Source organism: Neoalteromonas facilis, assembly GCF_002807665.1.
GTDB lineage: Bacteria > Pseudomonadota > Gammaproteobacteria > Enterobacterales > Alteromonadaceae > Alteromonas_E > Alteromonas_E facilis.
Genome location: NZ_PEAY01000004.1, coordinates 387,510 through 399,199, shown reverse-complemented (window position 1 = coordinate 399,199; position 11,690 = coordinate 387,510). Strand labels below are relative to the sequence as shown.

The following is an 11,690-nucleotide window of genomic DNA, read 5'->3' as shown; positions in this document are numbered from 1 at the left end:
GGATTAAGATGAAACAACAGGCCAATGCCAGCGTGAGGAAACATCGCTTTCTGCAGCATAGTTGCCTGAGCTGTATCAGTGGTTTGGTCATTGTCTTGTCGGCGTGTTCATCACAACCTCACACACCGGCGCCGGTCGTTAGTTTGGACATGAGCATCGAACAAGAGAGCGACCCATTTGAGCAAGATACCTATACAGTTCAACCCGGTGATACGCTCTTTGCCATCGCTTGGTACAGTGGCAACGACTATCGCGATATCGCGCGTTATAACCAACTGCAAGCCCCCTATTTACTCAAGCCTGGAGACATAATCAGGCTCACGCCTACACCTGTTGCACAAACATCTAAGCCACAGCGTAAGCATACTACACCCACTGTTACGCCCCAAAAAAGCGCAGCAGATACAAATGGTCGTACCAGTACGAATTCTCACCAATCAGTTATTGACCGTTCAAAAGAGCAGGCGTATGGTGATCATGAAAAAGATGTTAAAGGGCAGCAAGTTAGCCGTTCTTTTCCGGCTAAAGTTGGCCGGTGGGTTTGGCCTGCTGAGGGTAACATTATTGGTCGTTTCAGCGCTGTTGAATCGGGCAATAAGGGTGTCGATATCGCCAACCAACAAGGTACCCCCATCGTAGCTGCTGCAGAGGGTAAAGTGGTGTATACCGGTGAAGCGTTGCGCGGTTATGGCAGGCTCATCATCATCAAGCATACCGATACATTTTTGAGTGCATACGCACACAACGACCGCATTCTCGTTTCTGAACAGCAATGGGTTAAAGCGGGCGAACAAATAGGCACTATGGGAAGTTCAGGTACCGACAAGGTCATGCTTCATTTTGAGGTTCGCTATCGTGGTAAATCACTTGACCCGATGCGCTATCTTCCTCGCCAATAATAACAATAAATAATAATAAGACAGAGGAGTTATTAACCCGAACATAAATTCAGGAGTGCAGTTGTGGGACAAACCAAAAATACTGTGGTCGAAAAAGACATTGATGATGCTGCAGTTGACGCTGATTTAGACATCGTAATCGATGAATCTGACGAAAGCGTTTTAAATGAAAATCAAAATTCTGAAACCAACGAAAAATCCAGTGAAGATACTTCACTGACAAACGAAGAATTTACCAAAACCCTTGATGCAACTCAGTTATATCTGGGTGAAATCGGATTCTCTCCGTTACTCTCTGCAGAAGAAGAAGTATATTTCGCACGAAAAGCTTTGAAAGGCGATGAAGCCTCTCGCAAACGCATGATTGTGAGCAACTTACGCTTGGTCGTTAAAATTGCGCGCCGTTATAACAATCGAGGCTTGGCACTCCTAGACCTGATCGAAGAAGGCAACCTAGGCCTGATCCGTGCGGTCGAAAAGTTTGACCCAGAAAGAGGGTTCCGCTTCTCGACCTATGCCACATGGTGGATCCGTCAAACCATTGAAAGAGCCATCATGAATCAAACGCGTACAATACGCTTACCGATCCATGTGGTAAAAGAACTGAATGTATTTCTGCGAACCGCTCGCGAGTTGTCACAACAACTTGATCACGAACCCACCGCAGAAGAAATCGCAACTGCACTTGACCGCCCAATTGAGGAAGTCAGCAAGATGCTTCGTCTCAATGAACGCATCACGTCCGTTGATACGCCCATTGGTGGTGATGGGGATAAAGCACTTTTAGATATTATCGCTGATGATGCTGAATACAGCCCTGAAGAGAACCTTCAAGACAGTGATATAAAGCAAAGCATTGTACGTTGGTTGGGAGAATTAAACCCCAAACAGCGTGAAGTGTTAGCTCGCCGCTTTGGCTTACTCGGATATGAGCCTTCAACATTGGAAGATGTGGGGGCGGAAATCGGGTTAACTCGCGAACGCGTGCGTCAGATCCAGGTAGAGGCGCTGCGCCGCTTGCGCGATATGCTAGGCCACCAAGGCTTAAATCTAGAGGCTTTATTCAACCAAAACCACTAGTGAACTCGACATTACGACTACTGCTATCAGGCGTAGTCGCCTTTGTTTTTTATTTTGCGTGGGCCTACTGGGTAAACAGTGGCCCCGAAATCCCTGCAGAGCTCACACTTCGCAGCGCATTGGTACAAGGTGGTTACAGTGGGCTGGCAACTTTCTTTTTTACACTACTGCTTGAATTTACCAACCGGCATGTTTCACACAGATTCTTATCATTGGCATTTATGGTACCGATCTTGTGTTATGTTCATAGCCCCACAAGGCAAGCCGGTGCAATACGCGTAGCCATGAATGACGCACTGGACTACTCCGCAACCTGGGCCAAAGGTTCATGTATACCGGGGGTTGTTTTAGCACCGCTACTGCCACTCTGTATACAGTCAATATTAGTAATAGCGCTAAACCTAGCCAATAACACCCCGAACCTATGGTTAACGGTGACTCCGTCAATTTTATTCAGCGGGCTATATGCCTACAGCTATAGTTTCACCCTATTTCGTAAGCGACACGACTAAATCACCACTGTTGTTATATTTCCAATACTCTAATTTTTAGACTAAGCCTCAATTCTGACCTACATTTAGGGAAATCCGTATGATAGATGCGCATAATGAACAGTCGCAAGTTCCATCCTCACGGGGAATATACCATTGAACTACGAGGGTATCTGATGATTACTCGCAAGGGCTTTTTAGATGAGCAAGAGGCTCGCCTGTGGCTACAATCAATTGCTGAGTCAGAAGGTGATACTATCGATATCACCAACTAACTCTACATTCTTACAGCACGATCACCGCTGCAGACATAGGCGCGATCATCACAGGTTGCTGCAAATTTGCCTTCTCAAGTATTGGAGAATCCGATTGCCATAACTGAGCTGGGCGGTCAGTCAATAAATTTTGCGGCATTGGAAACACCTGCTCTACCGCAGACATGTTGAATGCGACATACACACGCTGTCCTTGTTCGTTACTGCGCGCATACGCCAAAACATTCTGTTCATCTTTGGTCGCATAATACTCAATAGCACCGTCCACGAGCACCGGGTTTGTTTCCCTAAGCGCAATTAATGACTGATACACCGTGAACAAATCCGTATTGAACTTAACGGGATCCGACGCACGTTCATGACCCAGCGGATGCAGTGTTTCATTGTCAAAAGTAAGTTCTGGCCATATCAGTGGTTTACGATTGTGCGGATCATCACTGCCCCACATTCCCATTTCATCCCCTGCGTATATTTGAGGTGCCCCCGGCTGTGTAAACTGGAACGTTAAAAATGCTTTAACACGTGCATAGGTTTCACCATCAGGCTTACCGATTTTGTAGGTTGGGTCAGCATCCGCAGTGGTATTAAACTTGTAGTTATTTTTATTGTAAAACGACGTCAATACGCGAGGTGTGTCATGACTCGCCGACATATTCATCATGGCCAGTAAGTGGGCACGATCATAACCTTCTGTCAGCTCATCCAGCTCAGTGACTAACTGTGACGGTAAAATACTGTTATCAATACCGGCAAAATAGCGTCTTGCACTGCGATACCAGCGATAATTCATTACGGCATCAAACACATCCCCTTGCAGCACATTGGCTGGGTCAATTAAGGTTTTGGGCCACTGCTCCCACCAAATTTCCCCGATCAAATAAGCTTCCGGATTAACCGAGCGCACAAATTCACGGTATTCCCGCCAAAAACCCAATGGAACTTCAGCAGCCACGTCCAGACGATAGCCATCGATACCATCAGAGGGATCGCCATCACCGTTAGGATCTAGCCACCGCTTTGTGACAGCGAAAATATGATCTTTTACTTGCTGGCTTGCTATATCGCCCTCAAATACAGCGATGCCATTACTGTGATCGACTTTAACCGTTTCACGAATTTCAGGCATTTGCTTAACGCCAAACCAACCATGAAAAGCGAACTCATTTTCTGGGGTTTCTGGATCATCAAAACGGTCTACCCAATACCAATCAGCGTATTTAGACTGCTGCTGATTTTCAACTACATCTTGCCATGCCCAAAACGTATTGCCGGTGTGATTCCAAGAATAATCGAGGATAACCCGCATACCGCGTTGTTTAGCATGCTGAATAAGCTCAACAAAAAGCTTGTCTGCGGAAGTCATGACCCAGGTATTGGGATCAGAAGGATCTTCTTTTGCAATAAGTGCTTTGTCTCCTTCAGGATCGGGGCCAAAGTTCACATCGATATGGCGCCAATGCCTTGCATCAAATTTATGCAGCGAAGGTGAGTCGTTTAACGGATTGAAGTACAGAGCATTGACCCCTAAGGATGCTAAATAATCGAGCTTATTGATAACCCCTTGAAGGTCGCCGCCATAACGGCGCAAACTGGTTTTAGTGCTGAATTTTTCAATTGGATAACCGCTCGAATCTAACTGTCCATGTACGGATGCAAAATACGGGTCCGGCGCATACCAATCGGAAGTCCAATCCGACACTTGCCAATCATCCGGAATATATCCCGGGTAGCCACCTTGTAGGTCTGCGATAGTTGGATCATTGCCTTTATCGCCATTGTTAAAACGCTCTACAAAGATCTGATACCACACTGCACTTTTTGCCCATTCCGGCGGCGTGTTATTTGGGGATTGTTTAATTGAAGTGTCCGGTACTTGCTGCGAACACGCTGACAGCAATAACCCAGCTGCGCAAATTAGCGGTATACGTAACGATGTCATCCTAAAACCTTTGTATGTTTTCAGCCCAAGTGTCATTTTTCGAGCATATCAAAAGGCTTACACAAGGTCTTACAACATACGTATGCAACAATTCATTAACATTTCATTGTGAGATAGTCAGCCACTGCGATAATGGGAGTTATACAGCAGGAGCTGGGTAAAAAAGCTGAGGCTATCGGTTCATTTAAAAAAGCACTGGAAATCAACAGTGCTTTCAGCAAAGCAGCAGATGCAATGAAAAGGATTAATCAATTGAGTAACGGCTAATAGGCTTACTTAATTCGATCAAGCGTCACAAAATCGAGTGCATATTGATTACTCTCGTCAGGTTCTCTGTGTTCACGTTCCACTTCATGCCAATAAGCATGTGCGGAATATTCTGGGAAAAAGGTGTCACCTTTCACGTCTGCATCGATAAACGTCAAATACAAGCGATCGGCTAGCGGTAACAAAGTCTGATAAACAAGACCTCCACCAATGACCATGATTTCATCGGTATTCAACGATTTAGCATGTTCAATAGCTTGTTCACAACTGTTTACTACCGTCGCATCAGGTAAGCTGAAATCAACCTGAGACGTAATCACGATATTCTCGCGGCCCGGCAGTGCGCGCCCAATTGATTCGTAGGTTTTACGCCCCATCACCACGGGCTTTCCAAGGGTAACGGCCTTGAAGTGCTTAAGGTCAGCGGGCAAATGCCACGGCATGGTGTTATTGGCACCAATGACACGTGCTGGCGTCATTGCTGCGATCATTGAAATACGCATGTTTCAGTTTAACTAATGGTCAGAAGGCATGAGTCTAAACAACTTCGGCATTATTTGCGATAGACGATTTCCCTATCGTCCATCCAAGAACTATATGAAGGGATTACTCTTTGGTATAGAAAACATTAGGGTGATCATCTTCGTCATCATCCCAATCTTCGTCGTCATCCCAATCTGCCTGTTCCATGGTGTTTTTGTGGTAAGTATCCCACTTAAACTCCACCTCTTCTTCTTGGCTCTCTTCATCGTCTACTGGAAGTGATTGGAGGAAATCCATGATTTCGCGGCACAATGATTGCGTTTCTAATTTTTGGAACGCTGAGATTTGATAATAATCCCCTTCCCAACCTAACTCACTGGCCACTCGAGCTGTTAACTCTTCTGCTTCTTCAGGCAGCAATAAGTCGATTTTATTAAATACTAACCAGCGAGGCTTTGCCGCTAACTTAGGACTGTATTTCTCTAGTTCATTGATAATCGCCTTGGCGTTATCGACCGGATCACTGCCGTCAACGGGCATCAAGTCAACCAAATGCAGCAACACACGACAGCGTTCTAAGTGTCTTAGGAATTGAATACCTAATCCAGCGCCTTCTGCTGCCCCTTCAATAAGGCCAGGAATGTCTGCGATAACAAAACTTTCCTGCGCATCCATACGCACAACGCCCAAGTTTGGCACCAACGTGGTAAAAGGATAATCTGCCACCTTTGGTTTAGCAGCCGAAACGGCACGAATGAAGGTCGATTTACCTGCGTTTGGCATGCCCAACAAACCAACATCTGCAAGCAGCATCAATTCTAGCTTGAGGTTTCTGATCTCCCCTGGCGTACCATTGGTTTTCTGACGAGGTGCCCGATTGGTACTGCTTTTAAAGCGTGCATTACCTAAACCATGAAAGCCGCCTTGTGCCACTTTTAAGCGCTGACCATGCTTAGTTAGATCACCAAGCACTTCTGCCGTTTCTGCGTCAGTTGCACGCGTGCCCACAGGTACACGTAACTCTAAATCTGCGCCACCACGACCAGTGCAATCGCTACCTTGCCCGTTTTGTCCGCGCTCTGCCCGATGGAATCGTTCAAAACGATAATCAATCAGCGTATTGAGGTTCTCGTCTGCCACGAGATACACGCTACCGCCATCACCACCATCGCCACCATCTGGGCCGCCACGTGGGATATATTTTTCACGGCGAAAGCCGACGGTTCCGTTACCACCGTCTCCTGCTTCTACGCGTATTTCCGCTTCATCTACAAACTTCATGATTATCTCTGTTGTTACTCAAACTGTGTTGACTTAAACCTTAACGATAAGATTACTCAGTGTAGTTAATCTCAGCTCACTTCGCTACGTCAGTGCATAAGTCTATGCATAAAAAAACCCCGCCTGAAGCGGGGTTTTTCTTCAAATCTTAAATATTACTCAGCAACAATGCTAACGTATTTACGATTCTTAGGACCTTTCACTTCAAACTGTACTTTACCGTCAGCTAGAGCGAATAAAGTGTGGTCTTTACCGATACCCATGTTGTCACCCGCGTGGAAACGTGTACCACGTTGACGAACAATGATGTTACCCGCTAATACAGACTCACCACCGAAACGCTTAACACCTAAGCGTTTGCTTTCTGAATCACGACCGTTTTTGGTACTACCACCAGCCTTTTTGTGTGCCATGTGTTCGTGCTCCTATTATGCGCTAATGCCAGTGATCTTCACTTCAGTGAACCACTGACGATGACCCATTTGCTTACGTGAATGCTTACGGCGACGGAACTTGATGATTTTTACTTTCTCACCACGGCCGTGAGTAACAACTTCAGCTGTCACTTTAGCACCCGCTACTGAAGGTGTGCCGATTTTAACGTCATCACCATTGCTTACCATTAAGATGTCTTCGAACTCAACCGTTTCACCTGGTGCTACTTCGATTTTTTCAAGACGAACGGTCTGGCCTTCGGCCACACGGTGTTGTTTACCACCACTTTGGAAAACCGCGTACATAAATTACTCCGCTCTGCGCTCTACTGCGCTGATTACAAAAACAGGGCGCGGATTGTACGTTATCTGGGAATTCGTCGCAAGACCTAATCACATAAAAATGGTCATTTTTGCGTCACTTTTTTTCTTTTGCACAAAAACCCGGCATTTATAGTGGTCAGGTACAATCAAGAATAATGTTTTAACTAGGCGCTACAACTCTTGGCTGTACAGCAAACGCAAAGAGTATATCACGATATTTGCACTGTTTGTCGCGATTGACGACTGGATACGTTGGTACATTTCTGTAAAATTGCAGCCCATGTTAGCGATTCACTCATTACACAGAGCGCATGGATAAAAACGCAATACAACAACTCGCCGAATCTGACATGTTGGCGGTCAATAAGTTGATCCAACAACAAGTTTCTTCCGATGTTGCGCTGATTAATCAACTTGGATTCTACATCGTCAATAGTGGTGGTAAACGGTTACGCCCTTTATTGACGGTTATCAGTGCTCGCGCACTCAATATCAAGGATGATTCACACGTTGCACTGGCCGCAATTATTGAATTTATTCATACCGCGACACTCTTGCACGACGACGTGGTAGACGAATCAACAATGCGCCGCGGCAGAGAAACAGCAAACGAACTGTTTGGTAATCAAGCGAGTGTGTTAGTCGGCGATTTCTTATATTCACGCGCGTTCCAAATGATGGTTAGCCTGCAGCGTATGCGAGTAATGGACATTCTCTCCGATGCTACAAACCGTATCGCACAGGGCGAGGTCATGCAGCTAATGAACTGCAACGATCCTGATACAACAGAAGAACGCTATCTCGATGTCATTTACAGCAAAACTGCTCGTTTGTTCGAGGCTGCAACGCAACTAGCTGCGGTTTTAACAGAGCAAAGCGATGCAATTGAGCAAGCCATGCAAAATTATGGGCGACATTTAGGTACAGCGTTTCAGCTAATTGATGATGTATTAGATTACGACGCAGACGCCGCTACTATGGGCAAAAATGTCGGTGACGACCTCGCGGAAGGTAAACCGACCCTTCCACTTTTGTATGCCATGTGGAATGCACAAACAGATGACGCAGCTTTAATTAGAAGCGCCATTGAAAAAGGCGATGGTATGCAGTCTTTTGATCATATCTTGGCAGTGATAAAAAATACTGGAGCTTTGGAATACACACGCAAGCTTGCTGAAAAAGAAGCAGATGCGGCGATACAAGCACTTTCCGTTATTCCACACAGTGATTACAAAAACGCCTTGATCGCGCTCGCTCATACGGCAGTAGAGCGAGACGCGTAAACGCTAAAGCGCAAGAAATGAAAATTGATTAGAGAAGCCACAAAAGACGATTGTCTATCGTTAGCTGCACTTTCCATAAAAGTTTGGCTGGAAACCTATGCCAAAGAGGGCATTATCGGACAACATGCCGAGTACGTGCTGTCGACTTTTTCTGAGACCTACTTTGTAAGATTAATCAACGATCACAATTACAGACTCTTGATCAGTGAACATTCGGGCACTATTCAAGGGTATATATTGATTAACCTTACCTCTCATTATCAAACACCCAATAATGGATATGAAGTTGAGAAACTGTATATAGACAGTATTTTCAAAGGCAAAGGCCTTGGCAAATCTTTGCTAAATGCAATAGAACGTCGATTTGGTAAACCGTTTTGGCTCTATACATGGATCGAAAACGAATCCAACAGTTTCTACACCCACTTGGGATTTGAAAAGGTTGGTACTCTCACCTTCGAGTTTGCAGGGCAATTGGTAGAAAATAATGTGTACTGTTATACGGATCAATAGCAACATACTCAAACAACACACCGCCGCTTAGTCTTACAGGGGATTAGGTAAATGCCAATAACGTATGCCGCGAGAGTATTGTCACAATGAAACTTTTAAGCCATGTTCCTGTTTCTATCTGGGTCGGCATAGCGGCATCAAGTGTTGGCTTGATTGCGTTTATTCTTCATTGGACATTGTGGGATGTCTGGGGCGGTCCGCTACCCGGCTACAACATACTGTTATTTCCTGGCAACCTAACACTCAGTTATATTTGGCACCCGCTGTTTACTGAAGAGTTGCCGCTAGTACCCAAAGTTTCATTGATCTTGCTTGGACAATTTGTGGTTGTCACATGCGTGACCGCAATCCTGCGTATCTTATTTAAACGCTTATTTGGTTAACTAGGCTACCTAGCCTATCGCTCAGGAATATCCATATGGCATTGTTAGAAAGTATTTTCGCAGTATCAGTCGCTCTTTCTGCATCGGGTAGTGCACAAAGCTCGTGCGCTTCATTAGACCTTGTTGAGTGGATAATAGGTGACTGGAAAACGGTGTCACCGAAACGAACATATCATGAGCATTGGCAAAAAATTAGCGACAGCACTTATGAAGGTTTTAGCCGAGTTGGTTCGCACGATAATACACAAACGAGTTTTGAATCGCTTAGGCTTGTTGAAATGGCCAGTGAAGTATTTTACTTGGCAAAAGTTGCAGAAAATGAATTACCCATCGCGTTTAAATTAATATTATGTGACCACAATCGCGTCCAATTTCAGAATAATAAACACGACTTCCCGCAATCCATTACCTACACATTGACGTCTGAGGGCAAACTTCCAGTTTTAGTTGAAAGTGAAAACAACAAGGGCTTCACGCTTAAGTTCGCGCACGTGAAAGATCCCAACAAAAACTGACGATGCTAAATTCCCAAATGAGCCCAACAACTGAGTGTAAACGCTTCTTGATTACCATCTGCTGGCAACCTTTACCGAGAACGAAACTCAGTTGTCAAAATCTTCAGTAAGCTCTACAGAGCCTCTGCTAGCGCAAGGAATTCATCCCACAAGCTACGTTCGTCAATAGCAGACTGCCGCATATTCTGTAGCTTCTGCTGTGAGTACCATTTACCGTTTTTAACAACTGCATCAGGTGTCTTCAAAACACTGAGGTCCTGAATGGGATTAGCATGTGTGAATATAAAGTCTGCATTCCTGCCAGCTGTAACCTGACCTACTTCGTCCTCTAAACCTAATGCTTTTGCCGCGTTTAATGTCGCTGCTTGCAAAGTACTGAACGCATCTATGCCAGCCTGCTGGAACAACTCCATTTCGTGATGAGTTGCCAAGCCGTGTGGTGACAACAGTACACCTGAATCTGAGCCAACCAATAGTTCAACTCCGCTATCATGCAGTACTTGAGTTATGTGCAATAAAAAGTCAAACACTCGGATGTTGTGTTCCCCCATTTCTTCTGACGCATTTAACCACCGCTTGACTTGGTTGTATTTGGCTTCAGTTGCAATAAGCGTGGAGGTGTATTCTTGTGGAATTTGCTTTAAGAACGACTCCTTTTCGGTACTCAAGCGCACTAACTGATGATAAATATTGAGAGTAGGCGTAATTGGAACCCCTGTCTGTTTCAACTCGGAAGCGACGTCTTGCAATTTTGTGTTATCAATTTCGTGGTTCAAAGAGCCTTGATAAATATCCTCCACATGCTCAAAAGATTGAATTGCTTTTAGCTGGTCTAAACCTACGTCATCAGATCCGTGCGGCCCGTGTTTGGCAATTGGCATATTTAAGCGCTGCCCTTCAGCAACTAAAGCATTTAAAGCCTCTCCTGATAAGTTGCCATAGGCTTTTATGAGATCATAGCCTTGTTGATGGTACTTTCGGATGGCTGATATTGCTTCATCTGCGTTCAACACCGTGTGATGCAATGATGCATTTTCATAACCCGATAAAATAGGACTGCTGATACTCGCCGTGCTGCCTACAATATCGCCATCATTAATTTGTTTTTTCCATTCAAGTTGAGCAGGTATACCATTCATAACTCGGACATGAGTAACGCCATGGCTCAATGCTAGCGCGAACGCGCCTTGCTCATACATGTGCACATGCATGTCGATCAAACCTGGTGTAACGTAACCGTTTTCCCCATCCACAACGGGTACGTCACCTTCATCTGAAAAACTCGTGCAATCAATAATTTGCACTATCGTTCCAGCTTGTATTTTCAAGGCTTGCTTTGGAATGATTTGATGACGACTGACATCCACAACGTTTACATTGTTGAGCCAGTATGCATTGGTTTTATGTACGTCAGATGCCCAACTATCAATTGGGAGCAGCAACGCAAATACAATACTAAACACCTTTATTAACAACTTAATCAATAATACTTTCATGACGGCCTCCTTTAATTTTCAAACAGG

Annotated in this window: 15 protein-coding genes; 9 read left to right on the top strand and 6 right to left on the bottom strand. The window is 45.0% G+C overall.

What is annotated here, in order from left to right; genetic code table 11:
- Positions 1-8 precede the first annotated feature (8 nt).
- The 4 genes from CSH93_RS13245 to CSH93_RS17940 all read left to right on the top strand — a co-directional run bounded on the left by CSH93_RS13245 (position 9) and on the right by CSH93_RS17940 (position 2,745).
- On the top strand, positions 9-899 hold the full coding sequence (locus CSH93_RS13245) for a peptidoglycan DD-metalloendopeptidase family protein (RefSeq protein ID WP_100643732.1): 891 nt from the start codon (positions 9-11) through the stop codon (positions 897-899).
- A 63-nt stretch (positions 900-962) separates the two neighbouring features.
- Positions 963-1,979: an RNA polymerase sigma factor RpoS gene (gene rpoS, locus CSH93_RS13240; RefSeq protein ID WP_420807258.1), complete on the top strand. Its 1,017-nt coding sequence runs from the start codon at positions 963-965 to the stop codon at positions 1,977-1,979.
- Positions 1,979-2,491, top strand: coding sequence for a hypothetical protein (locus CSH93_RS13235; protein WP_100643731.1), 513 nt, complete (start codon positions 1,979-1,981; stop codon positions 2,489-2,491). Before rpoS ends, CSH93_RS13235 begins: the two co-directional genes overlap by 1 nt.
- Positions 2,492-2,586: 95 nt before the next feature.
- Positions 2,587-2,745 carry a hypothetical protein gene (locus CSH93_RS17940; RefSeq protein WP_164078371.1) on the top strand — a complete coding sequence of 53 codons (159 nt, stop codon included), beginning with the start codon at positions 2,587-2,589 and terminating at the stop codon, positions 2,743-2,745.
- A 10-nt stretch (positions 2,746-2,755) separates the two neighbouring features.
- Here CSH93_RS17940 and CSH93_RS13230 read toward each other — a convergent pair whose 3' ends face one another.
- Positions 2,756-4,684: a glycoside hydrolase family 13 protein gene (locus CSH93_RS13230; protein ID WP_164078370.1), complete on the bottom strand. Its 1,929-nt coding sequence runs from the start codon at positions 4,682-4,684 to the stop codon at positions 2,756-2,758.
- Positions 4,685-4,816: 132 nt separating this feature from the next.
- Here CSH93_RS13230 and CSH93_RS18020 point away from each other — a divergent pair, with 132 nt between their 5' ends.
- On the top strand, positions 4,817-4,951 hold the full coding sequence (locus tag CSH93_RS18020; protein ID WP_205663338.1) for a tetratricopeptide repeat protein: 135 nt from the start codon (positions 4,817-4,819) through the stop codon (positions 4,949-4,951).
- Positions 4,952-4,956: 5 nt separating this feature from the next.
- Here CSH93_RS18020 and folA read toward each other — a convergent pair whose 3' ends face one another.
- From folA to rplU, 4 genes are all read right to left on the bottom strand, one after another.
- A complete protein-coding gene (gene folA, locus CSH93_RS13225) occupies positions 4,957-5,442 on the bottom strand; it encodes a type 3 dihydrofolate reductase (protein WP_100644006.1) in 486 nt (161 codons plus the stop codon).
- A 115-nt stretch (positions 5,443-5,557) separates the two neighbouring features.
- A complete protein-coding gene (gene cgtA / locus CSH93_RS13220; protein ID WP_100643729.1) occupies positions 5,558-6,715 on the bottom strand; it encodes an Obg family GTPase CgtA in 1,158 nt (385 codons plus the stop codon).
- A gap of 155 nt (positions 6,716-6,870) precedes the next feature.
- The gene (gene rpmA, locus CSH93_RS13215; protein WP_100643728.1) at positions 6,871-7,128 is read right to left on the bottom strand and encodes a 50S ribosomal protein L27; all 258 of its coding nucleotides are present in this window, start codon (positions 7,126-7,128) and stop codon (positions 6,871-6,873) included.
- A 15-nt stretch (positions 7,129-7,143) separates the two neighbouring features.
- Positions 7,144-7,455: a 50S ribosomal protein L21 gene (gene rplU / locus CSH93_RS13210; RefSeq protein ID WP_100643727.1), complete on the bottom strand. Its 312-nt coding sequence runs from the start codon at positions 7,453-7,455 to the stop codon at positions 7,144-7,146.
- 329 nt (positions 7,456-7,784) lie between these two features.
- Between rplU and ispB the strand changes: the two genes are divergently transcribed.
- The 4 genes from ispB (at position 7,785) to CSH93_RS13190 (ending at position 10,167) form a co-directional block, all read left to right on the top strand.
- On the top strand, positions 7,785-8,756 hold the full coding sequence (gene ispB, locus CSH93_RS13205) for an octaprenyl diphosphate synthase (protein WP_100643726.1): 972 nt from the start codon (positions 7,785-7,787) through the stop codon (positions 8,754-8,756).
- A 24-nt stretch (positions 8,757-8,780) separates the two neighbouring features.
- Complete coding sequence (locus CSH93_RS13200) at positions 8,781-9,269, top strand: GNAT family N-acetyltransferase (protein WP_100643725.1); 489 nt, start codon at positions 8,781-8,783, stop codon at positions 9,267-9,269.
- An 86-nt stretch (positions 9,270-9,355) separates the two neighbouring features.
- The gene (locus CSH93_RS13195) at positions 9,356-9,652 is read left to right on the top strand and encodes a hypothetical protein (protein WP_100643724.1); all 297 of its coding nucleotides are present in this window, start codon (positions 9,356-9,358) and stop codon (positions 9,650-9,652) included.
- A 35-nt stretch (positions 9,653-9,687) separates the two neighbouring features.
- A complete protein-coding gene (locus CSH93_RS13190) occupies positions 9,688-10,167 on the top strand; it encodes a DUF6265 family protein (protein ID WP_100643723.1) in 480 nt (159 codons plus the stop codon).
- 113 nt (positions 10,168-10,280) lie between these two features.
- On the opposite strand, the gene CSH93_RS13185 is transcribed toward CSH93_RS13190, so the two are convergent.
- Complete coding sequence (locus CSH93_RS13185) at positions 10,281-11,663, bottom strand: amidohydrolase family protein (RefSeq protein ID WP_100643722.1); 1,383 nt, start codon at positions 11,661-11,663, stop codon at positions 10,281-10,283.
- Positions 11,664-11,690 lie beyond the last annotated feature (27 nt).

What these genes read in the sequence shown, in the direction of transcription:
- CSH93_RS18020 (WP_205663338.1), top strand. Translation starts at nt 4,817, where the DNA reads ATGGGAGTTATACAGCAGGAGCTGGGTAAAAAAGCTGAGGCTATCGGT.
- folA (WP_100644006.1), bottom strand. Translation starts at nt 5,442, where the DNA reads ATGATCGCAGCAATGACGCCAGCACGTGTCATTGGTGCCAATAACACC.
- rpmA (WP_100643728.1), bottom strand. Translation starts at nt 7,128, where the DNA reads ATGGCACACAAAAAGGCTGGTGGTAGTACCAAAAACGGTCGTGATTCA.
- CSH93_RS13190 (WP_100643723.1), top strand. Translation starts at nt 9,688, where the DNA reads ATGGCATTGTTAGAAAGTATTTTCGCAGTATCAGTCGCTCTTTCTGCA.
- CSH93_RS13195 (WP_100643724.1), top strand. Translation starts at nt 9,356, where the DNA reads ATGAAACTTTTAAGCCATGTTCCTGTTTCTATCTGGGTCGGCATAGCG.
- rplU (WP_100643727.1), bottom strand. Translation starts at nt 7,455, where the DNA reads ATGTACGCGGTTTTCCAAAGTGGTGGTAAACAACACCGTGTGGCCGAA.
- ispB (WP_100643726.1), top strand. Translation starts at nt 7,785, where the DNA reads ATGGATAAAAACGCAATACAACAACTCGCCGAATCTGACATGTTGGCG.
- CSH93_RS13230 (WP_164078370.1), bottom strand. Translation starts at nt 4,684, where the DNA reads ATGACATCGTTACGTATACCGCTAATTTGCGCAGCTGGGTTATTGCTG.
- CSH93_RS13245 (WP_100643732.1), top strand. Translation starts at nt 9, where the DNA reads ATGAAACAACAGGCCAATGCCAGCGTGAGGAAACATCGCTTTCTGCAG.
- CSH93_RS17940 (WP_164078371.1), top strand. Translation starts at nt 2,587, where the DNA reads ATGAACAGTCGCAAGTTCCATCCTCACGGGGAATATACCATTGAACTA.
- cgtA (WP_100643729.1), bottom strand. Translation starts at nt 6,715, where the DNA reads ATGAAGTTTGTAGATGAAGCGGAAATACGCGTAGAAGCAGGAGACGGT.
- CSH93_RS13185 (WP_100643722.1), bottom strand. Translation starts at nt 11,663, where the DNA reads ATGAAAGTATTATTGATTAAGTTGTTAATAAAGGTGTTTAGTATTGTA.